The organism is Pontibacter coccineus (assembly GCF_030546575.1).
Taxonomy (GTDB): domain Bacteria; phylum Bacteroidota; class Bacteroidia; order Cytophagales; family Hymenobacteraceae; genus Pontibacter; species Pontibacter coccineus.
This window is the reverse complement of the sequence record NZ_JAUOTN010000004.1, coordinates 54,148-69,759: the sequence shown is the minus strand read 5'-3', so window position 1 is coordinate 69,759 and position 15,612 is coordinate 54,148. Positions and strand designations below refer to the sequence as shown.

At 54.4% G+C, this 15,612-nt stretch carries 14 protein-coding genes; 8 read left to right on the top strand and 6 right to left on the bottom strand.

Annotated features, from left to right (window positions below; translation table 11 throughout):
* Window positions 1-121: 121 nt before the first annotated feature.
* The 3 genes from Q4E40_RS10230 to pheS all read right to left on the bottom strand — a co-directional run bounded on the left by Q4E40_RS10230 (window position 122) and on the right by pheS (window position 2,600).
* On the bottom strand, window positions 122-586 hold the full coding sequence (locus Q4E40_RS10230; protein WP_303411952.1) for a Rieske (2Fe-2S) protein: 465 nt from the start codon (window positions 584-586) through the stop codon (window positions 122-124).
* The gene (locus Q4E40_RS10225) at window positions 534-1,391 is read right to left on the bottom strand and encodes a 3-hydroxyacyl-CoA dehydrogenase family protein (RefSeq protein WP_303411951.1); all 858 of its coding nucleotides are present in this window, start codon (window positions 1,389-1,391) and stop codon (window positions 534-536) included. The genes Q4E40_RS10230 and Q4E40_RS10225 overlap by 53 nt, the downstream gene beginning before the upstream one ends.
* Before the next feature lie 180 nt (window positions 1,392-1,571).
* Entirely contained in the window at window positions 1,572-2,600 is a 1,029-nt protein-coding gene (gene pheS / locus Q4E40_RS10220) for a phenylalanine--tRNA ligase subunit alpha (RefSeq protein ID WP_303411950.1), read from the bottom strand.
* 211 nt (window positions 2,601-2,811) lie between these two features.
* Here pheS and Q4E40_RS10215 point away from each other — a divergent pair, with 211 nt between their 5' ends.
* From Q4E40_RS10215 to Q4E40_RS10180, 8 genes are all read left to right on the top strand, one after another.
* A complete protein-coding gene (locus Q4E40_RS10215; RefSeq protein WP_303411949.1) occupies window positions 2,812-3,663 on the top strand; it encodes a LiaF transmembrane domain-containing protein in 852 nt (283 codons plus the stop codon).
* Window positions 3,663-4,721, top strand: coding sequence for a sensor histidine kinase (locus Q4E40_RS10210; RefSeq protein ID WP_303411948.1), 1,059 nt, complete (start codon window positions 3,663-3,665; stop codon window positions 4,719-4,721). Before Q4E40_RS10215 ends, Q4E40_RS10210 begins: the two co-directional genes overlap by 1 nt.
* Window positions 4,696-5,439 (top strand): LytR/AlgR family response regulator transcription factor, encoded by a 744-nt coding sequence (locus Q4E40_RS10205; RefSeq protein WP_303411947.1) that lies wholly within the window; start codon window positions 4,696-4,698, stop codon window positions 5,437-5,439. Before Q4E40_RS10210 ends, Q4E40_RS10205 begins: the two co-directional genes overlap by 26 nt.
* Before the next feature lie 262 nt (window positions 5,440-5,701).
* A complete protein-coding gene (locus Q4E40_RS10200) occupies window positions 5,702-6,340 on the top strand; it encodes a TetR/AcrR family transcriptional regulator (RefSeq protein ID WP_303411946.1) in 639 nt (212 codons plus the stop codon).
* Window positions 6,341-6,360: 20 nt separating this feature from the next.
* On the top strand, window positions 6,361-7,833 hold the full coding sequence (locus Q4E40_RS10195; RefSeq protein WP_303411945.1) for a TolC family protein: 1,473 nt from the start codon (window positions 6,361-6,363) through the stop codon (window positions 7,831-7,833).
* A 32-nt stretch (window positions 7,834-7,865) separates the two neighbouring features.
* A complete protein-coding gene (locus Q4E40_RS10190; RefSeq protein ID WP_303411943.1) occupies window positions 7,866-9,014 on the top strand; it encodes an efflux RND transporter periplasmic adaptor subunit in 1,149 nt (382 codons plus the stop codon).
* Window positions 9,015-9,032: 18 nt separating this feature from the next.
* Window positions 9,033-12,467 carry an efflux RND transporter permease subunit gene (locus Q4E40_RS10185; protein ID WP_303411942.1) on the top strand — a complete coding sequence of 1,145 codons (3,435 nt, stop codon included), beginning with the start codon at window positions 9,033-9,035 and terminating at the stop codon, window positions 12,465-12,467.
* 3 nt (window positions 12,468-12,470) lie between these two features.
* Entirely contained in the window at window positions 12,471-12,728 is a 258-nt protein-coding gene (locus Q4E40_RS10180; RefSeq protein ID WP_303411941.1) for an acyl carrier protein, read from the top strand.
* A 168-nt stretch (window positions 12,729-12,896) separates the two neighbouring features.
* Here Q4E40_RS10180 and Q4E40_RS10175 read toward each other — a convergent pair whose 3' ends face one another.
* From Q4E40_RS10175 to Q4E40_RS10165, 3 genes are all read right to left on the bottom strand, one after another.
* Entirely contained in the window at window positions 12,897-13,637 is a 741-nt protein-coding gene (locus tag Q4E40_RS10175) for a M48 family metallopeptidase (protein WP_303411940.1), read from the bottom strand.
* A gap of 265 nt (window positions 13,638-13,902) precedes the next feature.
* On the bottom strand, window positions 13,903-14,595 hold the full coding sequence (locus tag Q4E40_RS10170; RefSeq protein ID WP_303411938.1) for a YkvA family protein: 693 nt from the start codon (window positions 14,593-14,595) through the stop codon (window positions 13,903-13,905).
* 180 nt (window positions 14,596-14,775) lie between these two features.
* Window positions 14,776-15,396, bottom strand: a complete 621-nt coding sequence (locus Q4E40_RS10165; RefSeq protein WP_303411937.1) for a C40 family peptidase — start codon at window positions 15,394-15,396, stop codon at window positions 14,776-14,778.
* Window positions 15,397-15,612: the final 216 nt, after the last annotated feature.

Below are 15,612 nucleotides of genomic sequence, written 5' to 3'. Positions count from 1 at the left end.
TCGCAGGCAGTGCTGCCGTTGAATTATGATGCAATATTAAGGCTCTTTTTGAGATTATGCAAGTCCTGTCCAAAAAAAATCTTCTTCAGGAGCGTAAATTTCTGGGAATCAATCTGAAAATTTAATTGAAAATAGAGAGCAGGGAGCCATTTAGCGCAGTTCGGTACTGACGAAGGCCGTACACTGCAGGACCCGTCATTACGCCACCCTGAAAATTGAACTGCGAGCCGCAGCAGGTGTCCACAATAAACAGATTAGACTGGTCTGCCTCGACCTGGCCGCAGGGTGCGCTGGCAGTGGGGTCGTAGGGGCAGGCGCGCTCGAAAGCCAGGTATAGGTTGGCGTTCTGCCGAATCACAATGATGCCTTTGTAACCGGAGTTCAGGTATACGTAGCCACCATCCTGGCGCAGGCGCGTGTACAATTGGCTGTTTACGTTGATCTGCTCACTCACGGGCACGTTGGGTATACCGGGGCCCTGGTTGTCGCTGCCGCAGGAGGCCAGCAGCACCAGTACCAGCAGGCAGAGGAGCTTACTGATAGTCGAAGAAGCCTTTGCCAGACTTGCGGCCGTGGTGGCCGGCATCCACTTTCTGCTGCTGTATGCGGCTCGGTCTGAATTTCGGGTCATAATGGAAAGCCTCAAACATGGAGGAGGTAACAGAGTAATTGGTGTCTACGCCGATGAGGTCCATCAGTTCGAAGGGCCCCATCTTAAAGCCGCTGGCCTGCATGAGGCGGTCAATGCCTTTGGCGTCAGCCACGCCTTCTTCCAGCAGCTTCAATCCCTCTACATAGAAATGGCGCGCCACCCGGTTCACGATAAAGCCCGGTGCATCTTTGGCCATCACTGGTTTCTTGTCTAGCTTTAGCGCCAGCTGCCGGATGGTTTCGGCTACTTCCGGCGAGGTGGCTGCTCCGGAGATCACCTCTACCAGCTTCATGATATGGGCCGGGTTGAAGAAGTGCATGCCCACCACCCGCTCCGGGTGCGGTATACCTGCCGCAATCCGGGTGATCGGTATAGAAGAGGTATTGGAAGCGAAAATAGTATCCGGTGTATTGACCGCGTCCAGGTCCTTGAAAATGCTTTGCTTTACTTCCAGGCGCTCCACCACGGCTTCTATGATAACGTCGCAGCTCAGCTGCAGCGTATCGCCGGTATAGGTAAGATTTGCCAGCGCCGCCTGTTTCTCAGCCTCGGTCAGCTTGCCACGCTCTATACCCTTGTCGAGGTTACTGATGGTAGTGGCTTCGGCTTTTTTGAGCACCTGCGCATTGATGTCGAACAGGATGGTGGTATACCCGGCCTGCGCACAGATCTGCGCTATACCTTGCCCCATTGTGCCTGCACCTACGATACCGATCGTTTTAATAGCCTCGAAGTTCATAGTTAGTGATTGAGTGGTTGAGTGAATGAGTGATTTTGTGAATAAGTGGTTGATTGAGTTGAAGAGTAAGTGAATGTGTGATCTTCTATTTTTGATTAGATAAAGTACGCTTAATTTACTGGCACATGCTGAAATCAACCATCACTCATTCACTCAACCACTCAATCGCTAAATCAAAATTTAAATCACCCCCCTGAACTGCCGCAGGAAGCGTACGTCGTTCTCGGTGAAGAGGCGCAGGTCGCGGATCTGGTAGCGGAGCATGGTGATGCGCTCGATGCCCATACCGAAAGCGAAGCCTGAGTACACGGTGGAGTCGATGTTGCAGTTGTCCAGTACGTTGGGGTCGACCATACCGGCGCCGCCAATCTCTACCCAACCCGACTGCTTGCAGATGTTGCAGCCCTCGCCTTTGCAGATGAGGCACGAAATGTCGATCTCGGCGCTCGGCTCCGTGAAAGGGAAGAACGACGGACGGAAACGCACTTTGGTGTCCTGCCCGAACATCTCCTTGGCAAAGTAATAGACTGTCTCTTTCAGGTCTTTGAAGCTCACACCTTTGTTCACGTAGAGGCCTTCCACTTGCTGGAACACCATGTGCGCACGGGCTGAGATGGCCTCGTTGCGGTACACGCGGCCCGGCATAATGCTGCGCAGCGGCGGCTGGTTGTTTTCCATCAGGCGCACCTGCACGTTGGAGGTATGGGTACGGAGCAATTTATCACGGTCTTCGCTGAGGAAGAAGGTGTCCTGCATTTCGCGGGCCGGGTGGTTCTCCGGGAAGTTCAGGGCCGTGAAGTTGTGCCAGTCGTCCTCGATCTCGGGTCCGTCGGCCACGTTGAAACCAATGCGCTCGAAAATGCGCACGATCTCGGCGCGCACCAGCGAAAGCGGATGGCGGGTACCGAGTGTGTTAGGTATAGGAGGTAGCGTAAAGTCAAATGCGTTTTCAGCCTCAGAGCCTGCCGAAGCATTGGTCAGCTGCTCCTGTGCCTCGTCGAAGCGGGCCTGCGCGCGGTTTTTGAGCTGGTTCAGCTCCTGGCCCACCTGGCGGCGCTGTTCCGGCGCCACTGATTTCAGGTCATCGAAAAGGGTGGCGATGGCGCCTTTGCGACCCATGTAGGCAATGCGGAATTGCTCCAACTCGGCAGCGCCCCCAAGCTGCGCGGCCTCTATCTCTTGTGCTACTCTCTGTATATTCTCAACCATAGTATGCAAAGATAATAATTTGCGAAATGCGAACGCCAAAATAAGGCGGTTTGCTATACCTTGCCAATCGGTAAACAAATGCTATCTTGGTTTACCGACGCCAACCGGCCGTTCACCGACTTCTGTCCAAGGGTAGCCTAATAGCCATTGAGTTGATTTTCGGCATCTTATACCTTTGGAACAGATCTTAAAACTAACACGAAATAAAACCATGAAAAATCAAGATTACAATACGAAGGGCGGTTCCGGTAAGATGGCCGGTATTTTCCTGCTGATGGTGGGCGTGCTGCTGCTCACTGCCAAAATGGGCATTTTCTTTCTGCCCGGCTGGGTGTTCTCCTGGCCAATGTTCCTGATCGCGCTGGGCGTTTACCTGGGCTTCAAGCACTCCTTCCAGAAACTAGGCTGGCTGGTGCTGATCATCATTGGCGGCGTCTTCCTGGTCGACAGGCACTTCTTCCTCGATATCAACCTGAAACTTTACTTCTGGCCCATCCTAATCATTGGGTTAGGATTGTGGCTGATCCTCAAGCCTAAGAAGCGCAATCCCTGGGAAAATCAGGTTGGCGCCGGCACAAACCCTAGACCGGAGGACACGCCCGGTTATTACACCGACCCGGTGAACGGTGCTTACCCGGGCGCCTATACCGATTACACGGGTGAAGAAGCTTATACCTCAGGGGCCTATACCGGAACAACTGACCAGGCAGCGTACGGACCCGAAGATCACATTGACAGCGCGGCCATACTCGGAGGCATAAAAAAAAACATCGTCTCTAAGAACTTCAAGGGAGGCGAAGTGGTGAGTGTGTTCGGGGGTACGGAGCTGAACCTGATGCAGGCTGACATACAGCACCCGATCGTGCTGGAGGCCACCCAGATCTTCGGCGGCACCACCCTGATCGTCCCACCGCACTGGCACGTGAAATCCGACGAGATGGTAGCCATACTGGGAGGTATAGACGACAAGCGCCCGGCCATGCCGCAGGGCTACGACCCCAATAAGGTGCTGATCCTGAAAGGCACCACGCTCTTTGGCGGTCTAAGCATCAAAAGCTACTAATGGAAGGGGTGGCGTCACAGGTGCGTTTGGTGCTCCTATACCTGGGCTGGGCTTTGCTCTGGTCCTTGGTGCAGGTACTGGTGCTCTGGTCGGCGGGCTTTGGGTGGCGCATCATCGTAACGGATGCCCTGCTTACCAATCTGTTGCTGGCCATTGGGGGCTTTGCGATGGGGACGGGCCTGCGTTTCTACCAGCCCGGCCTACGACAGGCCGGTTACTTGCTGGGCTGGAGCCTTGGGCTGGCAGGTATAAGCGCCACTGTCTTTTACTGGAGCACCCATACCTTGTTCGAAGGGAACGCGCTATACCTGCACTTCGTGGACGGCACCCTGGCTGTTCGGGTGGCTTTTAACTGGTTGATGCTCCTGCTGATGCTCCTCCTGACCTGGCTCTGGTTCTATACCCGCGAGCTGCAGGAGGCCGAGAAGCGCAAAGCCGCCACCGAGAAACTGGCCCGTGAAGCCGAACTCTACAACCTGCGGCAGCAACTGCAGCCGCACTTTCTGTTCAACAGCCTGAATTCGATCAGTGCCCTGGCGGTGAGCCGGCCGGAACAGGCGCGCACCATGGTGCAGCAGCTTTCGGATTTTCTGCGCGGCACCCTGCGCAAGGACAACAACCAACAAGTGCCTTTGGCCGAGGAGCTGAAGCAACTGCAGCTATACCTGGATATTGAGAAAGTGCGCTTCGGGCACCGGCTGCAGGTGGAGGTGGAGGCTACGGAGGAAAGCCAGAACATGAAGCTGCCCGCTTTGCTTTTGCAACCCGTCGTGGAAAATGCCATCAAATTCGGGCTCTACGACACCATAGGCGAAACGGCCATCAAGGTGAAGGCCACTGCTGCCGACGGCTACCTGACCATCACGACCCAAAACCCCTACGACCCCGCCACGAGCCAGCCCCGCAAAGGCACCGGCTTCGGCCTCGATTCGATACAGCGCAGGCTATACCTGCTTTATGCCCGGCAGGATTTATTGCGCACCTCACAGCAAGACCATCAGTTCACCACCACCATCAAGATCCCCCAGCACTATGAAAAAATGCCTGATAATAGATGACGAGCCGCTGGCCCGCAGCATTGTGGCCGAGTACCTGCAGGCCTATCCCGAACTGGAAGTGGTGCAGGAGTGTTGCGATGGCTTCGAGGGCGTGAAAGCCATCATGCAGCACCAGCCCGACCTCATCTTCCTCGACATCCAGATGCCCAAGATCAACGGCTTCGAGATGCTGGAACTGGTGGAGCAGGCGCCCGGCGTTATCTTCACCACCGCCTTCGATGAATACGCCATCAAAGCCTTTGAGACCAACGCCGTGGACTATTTGCTCAAGCCCTTCAGCAAAGAGCGCTTCGATGCGGCCTTGCGCAAGTGGCTGCAGAGCCAGGCGGTAGCACAGGCTATACCTGCAACCGAGGCACTGGAGGAAGCTGCCGGCAAACAACCCGAAGAGCAGCACCGCATTGTGGTGCGGGCCGGCAACAACATCCGGATCATACCTGTGGGAGAGGTGCTATACCTGGAGGCCTACGACGATTATGTAAAGGTCCATACCCGCGAGGGCGTGTTCCTGAAAAAGAAGACCATGGGCTTTTACGAAAAGGCCTTGAACCCATCGCAGTTTGTGCGCGTGCACCGCTCTTATATCATGGCCCTGTCGCAGCTCACCCGCATTGAGCCCTTTGAAAAGGATAGCCATGTGGCCTTGCTACGCAACGGCGAGCGCATCCCCTTGAGCAAAAGTGGCTATACCCGGTTGCGCGCTGTATTGGGGATATAGGTATACCCTATCACGTCTACACTTGTATTTATCTGATTTCTGATATGCTTTTAGCTGTTCAGAGTCAGAATTCCATTGTCTGAATCAGCTTTTGCACCGTTCGTCTAAATTGTTTTTCCCCTTCATAAAAACCGCACAATTTTGCCTTGCCAAAGGCAGATTCCCTCTCACCCTGCGAGAAAAAACATTTGCCAAATAATTCTGTTAATCCCATGCGGAAACTTTGGTGATAAAAAACGTTTCCGTAGTTTTGCCCGAAATTATGAAAACAGAGACCTCCGTACAACCCTCGGTAAAAGATAAGATTGCAGCAGAGGCATTTAAGCTTTTCTGTCGGCGTGGCATCAAGGGCACTTCAGTCGATGATCTCGCGCAGCACCTTTCTATGTCGAAGAAGACCATCTACAAGTGGTTCAGCAACAAAGACGAGATTGTGCTTTGGGCCATCAACTCATACCTGACCTCGGTGGACAAGGACTGTGAGCGATGCAGACAAGAGGCGCCCAATGCCATCGAGGAGCTTTTCTGTGTTATGAAGACCACCCGCCAGGTTTTTGCCAGCATTCACCCCGGCATTTTTTACGACCTGCAGAAGTACCATGCCAATGCCTGGCAAAAATGGCAGGAGTACAAGAACCACGACTTCCTGAACCAGATAAAGGGGAATCTGGAGCGCGGAATTTCGGAAGGCCTGTTCCGCCGGGACCTGGACGTAGAGGTGATCGCCCGCCTCCGCCTTGCCCAAATCGAAGTACCTTTTGACGATGCCCTGTTCCCGCGCTTCCAGTTTGAGTTGCTGCATGTGCAGACGGCCAGCCTCGAGCACTTTATGCTCGGCATCGCCACGCTCAAAGGACATAAGATGATCAACGACTACATGCAAATCACTGAAGAAGATTAACCGAACATACCTCTCTGACTATGAAAAAACACAGCAGCCTCTTCCTGATATTGTTAGTCTTCCTAAGTCCGCCCGGGGTGCTGGCGCAAGGGTCGCCACAGGCCTTTAGCCTGCAACAAAGCATAGACTATGCCTTGCAGCACCGCGTGAATCTGAAGATAAACCGCAATGAGGAAGAGATCGGCAAGGCGAAGGTCGGCGAGATCCGGGCCATGGGTTTGCCGCAGATTAACGCCGGGGCAGAGGTCGGCAATAACTTTATCCAGCAAAAAACACTGTTTGATCCAAGCAGTTTTGGCACTGCCTCTCAGTTAGACCCTTTTGTGATCACGCCGGAGCAACTCGCCTCCGGGCAGCCCATCGTGCTCAGCCCCACTTATTCCCAACCGGAGCCGCAGCCGTCTGGCGGGCTCCAGGCCATTTCCTTTGTGCAGCCCTACAACGGCGGGCTCACCATCACGGGCAGTCAGTTGCTGTTCGACGGCTCCTACCTGATCGGGCTCAAAGCCGCGAAGACCTATACCGAGCTTTCGAGGAAGGCGACGACGCAAAGCGAAATAGACGTGGCCGAGCAGGTATCCAAGGCTTATTACAGCGTGCTGGTGAACCGGGAGCGCATGGAGCTCCTGCTGCAGAACCTGGTGCGCCTGGACACGCTGCTGAAGCAGACACAGGTGATGTTTGACAATGGCGTGGCCGAAAAGCTGGATGTAGACCGCCTGCGCGTGTCTTTCAACAACCTGAATGTGGAGAAACAGAAGACAGAGCGCCTGCTCATCCTGAGCGAAAACCTGCTGAAGTTTCAGATGGGGATGAGCCAGAACGAGCAGCTGGTGCTGACCGACAAGCTGAGCGAGGTGGAAGTGGAAACGGGGAAAGGCAACCGCAGCAACTTCGACTACAGCAACCGCATCGAATACTCACTGCTGGAGACGCAGCGCGACCTGGCCCTGCTGGACCTGCGCAACAAACGCTCCGGCTACCTGCCCAAGCTATACCTGAACGGGCGTTACGGCTACATCGGGGTGGGCAGAACCTTCTCCGACATCATGAACATACGGGCCGGGCGAGACAATACCACGGACAGAAATTACTTTGACTTCGGGTATGTAGGCCTTCAGCTGCAGGTGCCGATTTTTGACGGCCTGCTCAAGCACTACCAGATACAGCAGTCCAAGCTGACGCTCGAAAACGCCAAACTTGGTTTTGAGAGCCTGGAGCAAGGTATAGACCTGGAACTGGAGCAGGCCTCCACCGACCTGACCAACTCGCTCGACGTGCTGACCTCGCAGCGCGAGAACCTGGAACTGGCCGAAGAGATCGCCCGCGTGTCCAAGATCAAGTTTCAGGAGGGCGTGGGCTCTAACCTGGAAGTAGTGACCGCCGAGACCGACCTGCGCCAGGCACAGACCAATTACTACGCCGCCATGTACGACGCGCTCATCGCGAAAGTGAACCTCGACAAAGCCACCGGCACCCTTCTGACAAAATAAACCACCCCAAAAAGATATACGCTCGACTTACTATGAAAAAGATATTCGGAGTTTCATCACTGGCCCTGTTCCTGAGCCTGGCCGCCTGCAACCAGGGCAACGACAAAGAGGCGCAACTGGCCGGGCTGAAGCAGCAGCAAACCGAGTTGCAGGAGCAGATTGCGCAGCTGGAGGCAGAACTGAAGGCAGAGGGCAAAGGAGGGCCGGTTGAGAAGAAAACGGTGCCGGTAACCGTGGCACAGGTACAGCAGGATACCTTCCGCCACTACCTGGAAGTGCAGGGCCGTGTGGATTTCGACCAGAACGTGCTGGTGAGTGCCAAGGTGCCGGGTGTGCTGACAAGCATGCGGGTGAAGCGTGGCGATAAAGTAACCAAGGGCCAAACCATGGCAACCATAGACGCGCAGGTGCTCGAGCAGAACCTCGCCGAGGTGCGCACCCGGCTGGAACTGGCCAACGCGGCCTACGAGCGTCAGAAAAACCTCTGGGACCAGCAGATCGGCACTGAAATGCAGTTTCTGACAGCCAAAAACAACAAAGAGGCCCTGGAGCGCAGCCTGGCCACCCTGCAGCAGCAGCGCGACCAATTCAACGTGAAAGCCCCCGTGAGCGGTGTGGTGGACAACGTGATCCCGAATGCCGGAGAGGCTGTGGCGCCAGGTATGGGCATTATCCGGGTAGTCAATACCACAGGCTCCAAGATCGTGGCAGAGGTGTCGGAAGCTTACCTGACCAAAATCAAGAAAGGTGACGAGGCGCTGGTGCGCTTCCCGGACCTGAACCAGGAAATAACAGCCACCGTGGATGTGGTGAGCAGCTTTATCAACCCCAGCAGCCGCACTTTTACCATCGAGCTGCGACCAAAGAATGTGGACGTGGAGTTGCGCCCGAACCTGGTGGCGGTGGTGCGCATACAGGATTACCGCAAAGAAGACGCCATTACCATACCTGTCAACTTGGTGCAGCGCGACGAAAAATCGCAGTACGTGTACGTGGCCCAGAAGCAGGGCGCGCGCTACGTGGCTACCCGCAAAGAAGTGGAGACGGGTGTGAACTACCAGGGGCGGGTGGAGGTGCTGAAAGGACTGACAGCGCAGGACTATATCATCACAGCAGGGTACCAGAGCCTGAACGAGGGGCAGCCGGTTGTTTTCAACCAGGAGAGTATCGCGCAGCATTAATCTTTTAAGCCGGAGACCATGAAATATTTCAAGCCGACCAATTGGGCCATTGATAATAGAACGAGCATCTACATCATTACCCTGATCATCGCGGTATGGGGTATCTTCTCGTACATCACGCTTCAGAAAGAGAACTTCCCCGACATCGTGATTCCGACGGTGTTTGTGGGCACGGTATACCCGGGCACCTCGCCGTCCGATATCGAGAACCTGGTGACCCGCCCCATCGAAAAGCAGCTGAAATCCATTTCAGGGGTAAAGGAAGTAACTTCCAATTCTGTTCAGAACTTCTCCATGATCACGGTGGAGTTTAATACCGATGTGGATGTGGTAGAGGCAAAGCAGTTGGTGAAGGACGCTGTGGACAAGGCCCGCACCGACCTGCCCACCGACCTCGACCAGGACCCGGACGTGCAGGAGGTGAACTTCTCCGAGTTTCCGATCATGTACCTCAACGTGTCAGGCAACTATAGCCTCGACCAACTGAAAAAGTACGCAGAAGACCTGCAGGACCGCATCGAGGGGCAACCGGAGATCACCCGTGTGGACATGGTGGGCGCGCTCGACAAGGAAGTGCAGGTAAATGTGGACCTCTACAAAATGCAGGTGGCGCAGGTAACCTTTGCCGACATCAACCGGGCCATTGCTTCTGAGAACGTTACGGTATCGGGGGGTAACATTTCGGTAGGCGAGATGAAGCGCTCGGTGCGGGTGGTCGGCCAGTACACCGACCCCAACAGGATCGGCGACATTGTGGTGAAGTCGCTGACGGGCGCCAACATACAGCTGAAAGAGATTGCCGAGGTGAAAGAGGGTTTTGAAGAGCAGGAGAGCTTTGCCCGTCTAGACAATTCACCCGTTATCACGCTCAACGTGATCAAGCGAAGCGGTGAGAACCTGATCGAGGCTTCTGACAACATCCACGCCCTGGTGGAGGAGATGCAGGCGAGCGTACTGCCCGCCGACCTCAAAGTCACCATCACCGGCGACCAGTCCACCATGACGCGCCATACCTTGAACGACCTGATCAACACGATCATCATCGGCTTCGTGCTGGTGACCCTGGTCCTGATGTTCTTCATGGGCACGACCAACGCTATTTTTGTGGGGCTGTCGGTGCCGATCTCCATGTTCATCGCCTTTATGCTGATGCCGGTGCTGGGCTTCTCGCTCAACATGATCGTGCTGTTCTCGTTCCTGCTGGCCCTGGGTATTGTGGTGGACGATGCCATTGTGGTGATTGAGAACACGCATCGCATCCTGCACCAGTCCAACCTGGGGGTGGTGCAAGCAGCGAAGCTGGCGGCTGGTGAGGTGTTCGTGCCGGTGCTGGCCGGTACGCTTACCACTGTGGCACCGTTTCTGCCGCTGGCCTTCTGGCCCGGTGTTGTAGGCAAGTTCATGTTCTTTCTGCCCATCACGCTCATTGTCACGCTGATGGCCTCTTTGCTGGTGGCCTTTATCATCAACCCGGTATTTGCGGTTTCTTTCATGAAGAAAGAGCACGGGCAGGAGACTGACAGCGCCCCACGTGCCCGCCGTAACTTCTGGTTGCTGATAGGCGGTACCACGCTGGTGGCTGTGGTAGGCTACCTGGCCGGCTGGTATGGTACGGCCAACCTGCTCATGCTGGTGGTGGTGCTGGTGCTCCTCAACCGCTTTGTGTTCCGCCGCCTGATCAACGGTTTCCAGAACACGACGCTGCCGCGTTTCATGGGGGGCTACGAGCGCCTCCTGCGCTGGACATTGGTTGGCTTTAGGCCTGTGTTTGTGTTTGCGGGAATAATTTTGTTGCTGATTTTTTCGGTGGTTATCACCGTCCTGTTTCCGCCTAAAGTTGAATTCTTCCCTAGTTCCGACCCGAACTTCGTCTATACCTACATCAGCATGCCGGTGGGCACCGATCAGCTTGTGACTGACTCGGTTACGCGTGAGGTAGAGAAGCGCATTTATGGCGTTATCGGTAAGGAAAACACGGATGTGGAATCGGTTATTTCCAATGTGGCCATCGGTGCCGGCGACCAGAACGACCGCAGCGTGACCGCACAATCTCACCTGGGGAAGGTTACCGTAGCCTTTGTTGAGTATCAATACCGGACCGGAGGGCGCAGCTCGCAGGCGTACATGAACGAAATACGCGAGGCGGTGCGCGGTATACCGGGCGCCAACATCACGGTAGACAAGGAGCAGAACGGTCCGCCGGTGGGCAAGCCGGTTAGCATCGAGATAGCCGGCGAGGACTTTGAGGGGCTGGTGGCTTTGTCGAAGCAGGTGCAAACCTACATCGAGCAGCAGCAGATCGGAGGTATAGAGGAACTTCGCAGTGACCTGGAGGACAGCAAGCCGGAGATCATCATCAACATCGACCGGGAGCGCGCCAACCGCGAGGGCATCAGCACCGGGCAGATAGGGATGGAACTGCGCACGGCCATCTTCGGCGAGGAGGCCTCCAAGTTCAAACTGGACGAAGAGGAGTACCCCATACAGGTGCGCTACGCAGAGCCCTACCGCAAGAACATTGACGCGCTGCTGGACATGCGCATCACCTACCGCGACATGAACAGCGGGCTGGTACGCCAGATTCCGCTCTCGTCGCTGGCCAGCATCGAGTACGGTACTTCCTACGGAGGTATCAAGCGCAAGGACCTGAAACGGGTGGTGACGCTGGAGTCGAATGTGCTGGATGGGTATAACGCCAACGAGGTGGTGCAGAGTATCGGAAGCGCGCTGCAGAATTTCCAGACGCCCGATGGCTTTGAGATCAGTATGGGCGGGGAGCAGGAAGATCAGCAGGAGTCAGCCAACTTCCTGATGATGGCGCTCTTGGCCGCCTTCCTGATCATCTTCTTGGTGCTGGTGACGCAGTTTAACTCTGTCTCGAAGCCGTTCATCATTCTGTCGGAGGTGCTCTTCAGCATCATCGGCGTGCTGCTGGGCTTCTCCATCTTTGGCATGGATGTATCGGTCGTAATGACAGGTGTGGGCATTGTGGCACTGGCCGGTATCGTGGTGAAAAACGGTATCCTGATTGTGGAATTTACGGACTTGCTGATAGAAGAGGGCCGCGACCTGAAAGAAGCGATTGTGGAAGCAGGCAAGACGCGTCTGAACCCGGTGTTGTTAACGGCGACGGCGACTATACTAGGCCTGATACCCTTGGCGTTAGGTATAAACCTGAACTTCTTTACCCTGTTCACAGAGTTCAAAGCGAACTTGTTTATGGGGGGCGACAGTGCTGCTTTCTGGGGTCCGTTGGCCTGGACGATCATTTTTGGCCTGGGATTTGCCACCATCATCACACTGCTTATTGTGCCGGTCATGTACCTGCTCAACGAGCGGCTGAAAGCGAAAATAAAAGGAAATAAAAAGCCCGCAGGCGGCGTGAAAATCATGCCTCAGGATGAAACCGGGGTGCCTGTAAATGGAAAAGTAGTTAGAGAATACACCGTATAATATATGATTGCAACAACAGACAAGACTATTGAGCGCGAGGTAATCCGTATCATTAGCAAAACCAAGGAAATCAGGCCAGCCCGTTTGCAGGCAAATGCCCGTCTGGAAAAGGATTTTGGCTTTGATGTGGTGGATGTAGTGGATATCATCCTGGAGTTGGAGAAAAATTTCCAGATCACTATTCCGGACGAAGTCCCGATCAACACGGTGGGCGACTTTGTGGACTTTGTGTCATCTCATGCGATGCAGAAAGCCAGCTGATCGAATTTGTAAGGTTCTAAACAGAAGCGGCCGGGATGCAAATCCCGGCCGCTTTTTATTTGGTGAAACAACAGCACGAAACGGAACGAGGGCTCCTGTGCGACTGCTGTTATGCGTATGTTTTCAAAAAGTAAGGTATAGTAAGCGTTCTGTCAATATACAATTGGTTTAGTAAATGGAAATACGGTAAGCCTTCAGCTTTTGGTCGAGTACCTTTGAGTTAGGGCAAACCTTGTCGAGCAGCGACCAGAAGCCAGAACCGTGATTCTTCTCGATAGTGTGCGCCAGCTCGTGCAGGATTACGTAGTCGCAGAGCGAGTCGGGCAGGCGCATCAGGTGCAGGTTCAGGTTGATGTTATTGGTGTGTGAGCAGCTCCCCCAGCGCGACTTGGCGTTTTTGATGAACACGTTCTGATAGTCGAAGCCAAACTTGTCGGCGAAGAACTTCACGCGCTCCGGCAGATACGCCTTGGCCTCCTTGCGGTAAGCCTCCTCAATCGACTTGCGGATGAACTTCTGCACATCGTTGTCGCGTACGTCTTTGTAGGCCGGGTAAAACACGTTGATGTAACCGTTCTCTATCACACAGCGCATGGTATACTGGGCATGCGTGAGCAGGCGCAGGGTATGGTTGCGGGTCTTGAAGTCGGTGTTGCCATCGTACATGGTCACGCGGGCCTCCTGCTGCTTCATGCGGGCCTGGTGCTCCTTTATCCAATCGCTTTTGGTATAAATAAGCTGTTCGGCTTTCTCAAAGCTGATATGTGGCGGCACCGCCACGCGTATGCCTTTAATAGGGCGCACACTGATGCTAAGGCGCTTGGCCTTGTCGCTTCGTTCGATCAGAACCTTCCCGATTCCGTCGATGTGAAGATTAACGGATGTTAGTCGTAGAAATGATGAAGACACCTTGGCTAAAAGTTAAAAATACACAATCATCAGTCCAAATATAGAAAATAAATTCCTTAGGAAACTAATAGCCAGATGGCTTTTTTCTAAAATTTTTCAGATTTCAGTATTTGAATAGTACTATATTGTGCAGTCGGAATGTATTTTTTTAAGCTATGTTACGCAGCTACCAGGCTCGCACAAACCCCCTCGCGGGGCGGTAAAAGGGTATAAAAAAAGCTGCCTCTAAAGGCAGCTTTTTTTATAATTATGCTGTAGATCGGGTCTAGCGGATGTTGCCGCCGTCCGGAATATCGTCGTGCGGGTCTTTCGGTACGCGGCTGCTGTCGGTTGTAGAGGCGCGCACGATGGGTTCGTGGTGACCCTGGTTTTCGGAGTCATGCCCCTGCGAGGCATGCGCCGTGCCTTCGTTCCGAACTTCAGTCGTGCCGGCAGGCTGGTCGCTGTACTTAGGTGTGCCAAAGGAGCTGTCGGCATGGTGCGGCTCCATGTAGTGCACCGCCTTCTGTTGCGCCTGGCGTTCAGTGTCCCAGTCCTTGAAGCGGTCCAGTTCAGACTTGATGCTGGCCATGAACCAGGCCAGCAGGGCGGCATCGTCCAGCAGGCCGATCACCGGTATAAAGTCCGGAATCAGGTCCAGCGGCATCAGGAAGTACAGGATTACGGCTATACCTCCAACCACTGTCGTGTTCGGTATACCTTTGTACTCCCCGTTCACGGCTGACCTGATCATGTGCGAAAGCACCTGGAAGCTCTCCCACACTTCGGAGGCGATCGTGCCGAGGCTTTTCTTGGCGGTGGCTTTCTTAAACGCGTCGTTCAGGAGCTTCACCACCTGCGATGGATGCTCCAGATACTTCTCGGCCTTTTTGAGTATGTTTTTAAAGAGCGGGCTTTGGGAGATGGTGCTTCCGTCCGGGCGCTGTTGTTGCTGGTTTTGCGTATTCTGCTCTGTCATAAAGGTGTCTGTGATTTTGTATGGCCCTTGTCGAGGGGTTATGCGAATCGGGCGCAAGTTGCTCAACTCCTAACAAGCTTCCTATACCTTGCCGCAAGTAATTTTGTTGTATCCTGTAAACGAAAAAAGGGATGCTTTATGCTGCAGCCCTTTCTCAAAATCCGTCAGGAAGGTATGGGTTTAGTCCACACGGCCCGCTGCGTAGTAATAGTTGCGGTAGAAGGGCTCCTTCAGCGAGCTGACCATCACCCCGCCGCTGGTGGCAGAGTGCACAAACTTGTTGTCTTTGAGGTAGATGCCCACATGGAAGATTGGCTGTCTAGGTCCGCGGCGGAAGAACACCAGGTCGCCGGTGCGCACGCTGTCTTTGCGGATGCGGGTCACGTCGTCGAACATGGAGCGGGAACTTCGGCTCAGGTCGATGCCGTATACGTCGCTGTAGATGCGGGTCACGAAGCCGGAGCAGTCGGTGCCTCTTTTAGAGCTGCTGCCGTAGCTGTAGGGCGTGCCCAGCCAGCTGGAAACAGTTTTGAGCAAATCTTTGTCCTCGCTGTAGTCGAGCTTAAGGCCCAGTTTGCGGGAGTAGCGCTTGTAAAATGAGGAATCAATGGGCTCGCTCAGGTCCAGCGGCACCGAGAGCTCCAGGGCTCTGGCGATGTCCTCCCCGGTCTGCACCGGGTATAGCAGGAGGGCGGTGGCTTCCTGCTCGGCTGGCGTCGACTCGGGCTTCTTTACATCGTAGAAGAAAGAAAGAGCGATGGAGATAAGAGCCAGTACGCTCAGTATGATCGTTTTTGTCATAGGGTTTAGCATGTTTCGCACTGCCGTGGCAGCGAACTTTGTCACCTTATGGTTGTAGCATGGTATAGGTCTTGCGTTGCGCGCTATACCTTACAACCTGTCCGACAGATAGAATAACTTACGAACGAAGTGACAAAAATAGCTACAATTTTCTAAACTGACAATATAGCAAATGGCTGATGCTCACGCGAAACAGGTATAGGATACACCCTGCAG

Coding starts and splice junctions, on each gene's coding strand:
- Q4E40_RS10230 (WP_303411952.1), bottom strand. CDS start 586: ATGCCGGCCACCACGGCCGCAAGTCTGGCAAAGGCTTCTTCGACTATC.
- Q4E40_RS10225 (WP_303411951.1), bottom strand. CDS start 1,391: ATGAACTTCGAGGCTATTAAAACGATCGGTATCGTAGGTGCAGGCACA.
- pheS (WP_303411950.1), bottom strand. CDS start 2,600: ATGGTTGAGAATATACAGAGAGTAGCACAAGAGATAGAGGCCGCGCAG.
- Q4E40_RS10215 (WP_303411949.1), top strand. CDS start 2,812: ATGAAAAATCAAGATTACAATACGAAGGGCGGTTCCGGTAAGATGGCC.
- Q4E40_RS10210 (WP_303411948.1), top strand. CDS start 3,663: ATGGAAGGGGTGGCGTCACAGGTGCGTTTGGTGCTCCTATACCTGGGC.
- Q4E40_RS10205 (WP_303411947.1), top strand. CDS start 4,696: ATGAAAAAATGCCTGATAATAGATGACGAGCCGCTGGCCCGCAGCATT.
- Q4E40_RS10200 (WP_303411946.1), top strand. CDS start 5,702: ATGAAAACAGAGACCTCCGTACAACCCTCGGTAAAAGATAAGATTGCA.
- Q4E40_RS10195 (WP_303411945.1), top strand. CDS start 6,361: ATGAAAAAACACAGCAGCCTCTTCCTGATATTGTTAGTCTTCCTAAGT.
- Q4E40_RS10190 (WP_303411943.1), top strand. CDS start 7,866: ATGAAAAAGATATTCGGAGTTTCATCACTGGCCCTGTTCCTGAGCCTG.
- Q4E40_RS10185 (WP_303411942.1), top strand. CDS start 9,033: ATGAAATATTTCAAGCCGACCAATTGGGCCATTGATAATAGAACGAGC.
- Q4E40_RS10180 (WP_303411941.1), top strand. CDS start 12,471: ATGATTGCAACAACAGACAAGACTATTGAGCGCGAGGTAATCCGTATC.
- Q4E40_RS10170 (WP_303411938.1), bottom strand. CDS start 14,595: ATGACAGAGCAGAATACGCAAAACCAGCAACAACAGCGCCCGGACGGA.
- Q4E40_RS10165 (WP_303411937.1), bottom strand. CDS start 15,396: ATGACAAAAACGATCATACTGAGCGTACTGGCTCTTATCTCCATCGCT.